The sequence below is a fragment of the Hydromonas duriensis genome (assembly GCF_004363775.1).
In the GTDB taxonomy this organism is placed as follows: Bacteria; Pseudomonadota; Gammaproteobacteria; order Burkholderiales; family Burkholderiaceae; genus Hydromonas; species Hydromonas duriensis.
In genome coordinates, this window is sequence record NZ_SNZE01000055.1 from 1 (window position 1) to 3,581 (window position 3,581).

1 protein-coding gene is annotated in these 3,581 nt (G+C 53.1%); it reads left to right on the forward strand.

Annotated features, from left to right (window positions below; all coding sequences use genetic code 11):
* Positions 1-3,504, forward strand: a 3,504-nt coding sequence (locus tag DFR44_RS11505; protein ID WP_162845261.1) for a TonB-dependent receptor, incomplete at its 5' end; no start/stop codon positions are given.
* Positions 3,505-3,581 lie beyond the last annotated feature (77 nt).

The window sequence follows — 3,581 nt, forward strand, 5'->3', positions numbered from 1 at the left end:
GCGGCAGCCACGGCACAAGCAGCCCCTGCAGCCCCAGCTGTTGTCCGACCGCTCACCAAAGTCCTCAACCTCCCCAACAAAGGCAAAGTCTGGGTCACAGAAGACCCCTCAGTCATCACGCCCAATCTATCCGTCAGCGCCCCCTCAAGTGTAGGCTTCGCCGAAGGCAAGATAGCCGAACCGATCGTATTCAACGTATACACCAACTACGCCCCCTTCGTACAAAAAGCCGAAGTACGGGTATACGCCCCAGAAGACATCGACCGCACCCAGCCTGTTGCCATTATTCCCGTCAAATGGGACAACAAGCTCACCACAGCCAACGTCGAATGGACAGGCGAATGGAAACACCCAATCAAGCTACAAGAAAACCAAGTCCTCACCTACAACCTACGCGTCTATGACAAAGACGGCGTTTGGGACGAAACCAACTACCGCACCACGCGTCTACTCTCACTCGCCAACCGCGAAAAAGAAAAAGACAACCTAAAAAACAACGTCACACTCAGCACCCAACAACTCGCCAGCCAAACGATAGGCGGCAGTTTAGAAAACTACATCGTAGAAACAGAGCAGTACGGCACCAATGCCTTACTCACGCAAAACATCCAAGTCAACGGCTCACGCGTACGCGTGCGCGGCAACAACATTCCAGACGGCTACAGCCTGAGCATCAACGGCAACGCCGTCCCTGTAGACACCAAACGACAATTCGTCGCCGAATACATCCTGCCAGTTGGTCGACACCAACTGCAAGTCCAAACCATGAAACCAGGTGACAAAGACGCCATGGTCAGCATGCTCGACGTCAACGTCACAGGCAAATACTTCTTCCTAGTTGGTTTAGCCGACCTAACCCTCTCAGAGACCAAAGCCTCAGGCAACGTCACCGCCATCTCCCCTGCAGAAAAAGAACGCTTCGACAGCGTCCAGACAGACGGACGACTCGCCTTCTACCTAAAAGGCAAAATCCAAGGCAAATACCTCATCACAGCCCAAGCCGACACACGCGAAAAGCAAGTCGACGAACTCTTCAATGGCTTCTTCAAAGCTGATGCTCAAGACCTCTTCCGTCGAATCGACCCAGACGCCTACTACCCTGTTTACGGAGACGACTCCACCACCGTTCGAGACGTCGACACCCAAGGTCGCCTATACGTCCGCCTTGACTGGGACAAAAACCAAATTCTATGGGGCAACTACACCGCCGACCTAAACGACACCACCCTCGCGCAATTCAACCGAGGCCTATACGGTGCCAAAGTCCAGTTACGCAGCAAACACACCAACGACCTTGGTGAACCCAGCTCACAACTGCAAGCCTTCGCCTCCGAACAACAAACCGCCCCAGGGCACTCAGAATTCCTCGGCACAGGAGGTAGCCTGTACTACCTCAAAAACACCGACATACTGCCTGGTTCAGAACAAATCTCCGTCCTCATTCGAGACAAAGACAGCGGTCGCGTACTCGGCGAAACCAAACTCGTCTCAGGACGCGACTACGAGATGGACCACTTCCAAGGACGCGTCATCCTCAACCGTCCACTGCAACAAATCATACGTGACAACAACATCATATTAGACAACCCCAACAGCGGCGACCAACAAACGCTCGTTGTCAACTACGAATACTTCCCAGAAAACTTCGACACAGGCAACCTAGTGGCTGGCGTCAAAGGCAAACAATGGTTTGGCGACCACTTCGCAGCGGGCGGCACCTACGTAGAAGACCGCCGCGCCGGCAACGACTACAAACTCGAAGGAGTCGACCTCACCTTCCAAAAAGGCAAAGGCACCTACCTCAAGTTTGAAAACGCCAACTCACAATCCTACTCAGCGCCCATATTCTACTCAGACAACGGCGGTTTATCCTTCTTCGAAGTCCCCACCACCACGCAACGACAAGGTGAAGCCAACAGCCTCGAAGGCAGCTTAAACCTCAAAGAACTCGGCGTCACCGCACGCGAAGCCCTCGTCAAAGGCTGGTACATTGAAAAAGACGCAGGCTTCTCCAACTCACGAGTCGACAGCATTGGATACGACGTCAAAGACTGGGGTGTAGAAGGCGGCGCACAAGTCACCGACAACATCAAACTCACCGCCAGCTATCGCGACCTCAAACGCGACGGCCTCACCGACTACGAACGCCTCAAACGCAGCCGAGTCAATGGCCTATGGACCTACGCCCCCAACCAATCGGTCAGCGCAGAATTCCAACGCGTCGAACAAAACGAGACTAGCGACATCGGCAAAGCCTCACTGGTCGGTTTACGCTTCAACAACCGCATCGGCAAAAACCTCGACGTCTACGCGGGCGGACAAGTTGCATTTGACCGCACCAACTACGACAAAAACAACGCCTTCATGGTCGGCAGCCGCTACACCTTCAACAACCTATCCTCAGTAGGCATCGACTACGTCAACGGCGACCGAGGCAACGCGCTCACCGCCTCAGGCGAATACCGTCGCACAGAAAACCACACGATATACTCGTCCTACACCTACTCACCTGACAGCACCATCAGCAACGATTTGTTTGGCAACCGCAGCTACTTCAAAGAAAACGGCTTCACTGTTGGTCAACGCTGGCAAGTCAGTGACAAAGTACGCTGGACCAACGAAAGCCAATGGATCAAAGACAGCAGCCAAAAAGGGCTCGTCCACAACTTTGGTTTAGAATTCGCCCCACGTACAGGCTGGAACATCGGCTTTAACGTCCAACGCGGCACACTCGACAGCATCTCCACTGGTCAAGAAACCAAACGAGAAGCCTACTCAATCAACGCAGGCTTCACCGACAAGACGGTCGACTGGAACAGCAAAGTTGAATACCGCAAAGACAGCGGCAGTGAAAACCGTCACCAATGGGTCACCACCAACCGCGTTGGATACAAACTCAGCGAAGACTGGCGCTTCATGGGTCGTTTAAACTACTCACGCACCACCAACGAAAAGACCGACCAACTCGAAGCCCAACTCATCGAATCGGGCATTGGCTTCGCCTACCGTCCGCTTGGTGGTCGTTGGAACGCCCTCGGAAAATACACCTACTTATACGACCTAGGCAGCCCCTCACAAACAGGCGGCGCCAACTACGACCAACGCTCACAAATACTCTCAGTTGAAGGCACATACGAAGCCAACCCCCGCTGGGAATACGCAGGCAAATTCGCCTACCGTTTAAGTGAAGCGCGATTTGGACGCGGCACAGGCGACTGGTACTCCAACAACGCCGTCTTCACCGCATTACAAGCACGCTACCACATCGGCGACCGAGGCGACAGCAACAACCTGTGGTCAGGTTGGAGCGCGTTAGGCGAATACCGCACGTTAAAAGTACAAAACGACGGCATCAAGAGTGGATTCTTAGTGTCCTTGGACAAAGACGTGAACAAATACATGAAAGTAGGGTTGGGTTACAACTTCACCGACTACAGCAGTGACTTGACCGACTTAGACTACACCCACAAAGGTTGGTTCTTGAACATCCTAGGGAGGTTCTAAGTCATGGCACGGCAGAATTTAAAACAAAAAATGAGTAAGTGGTTCAACGGAAGAGAATTGATGAAAACCGAGATGAT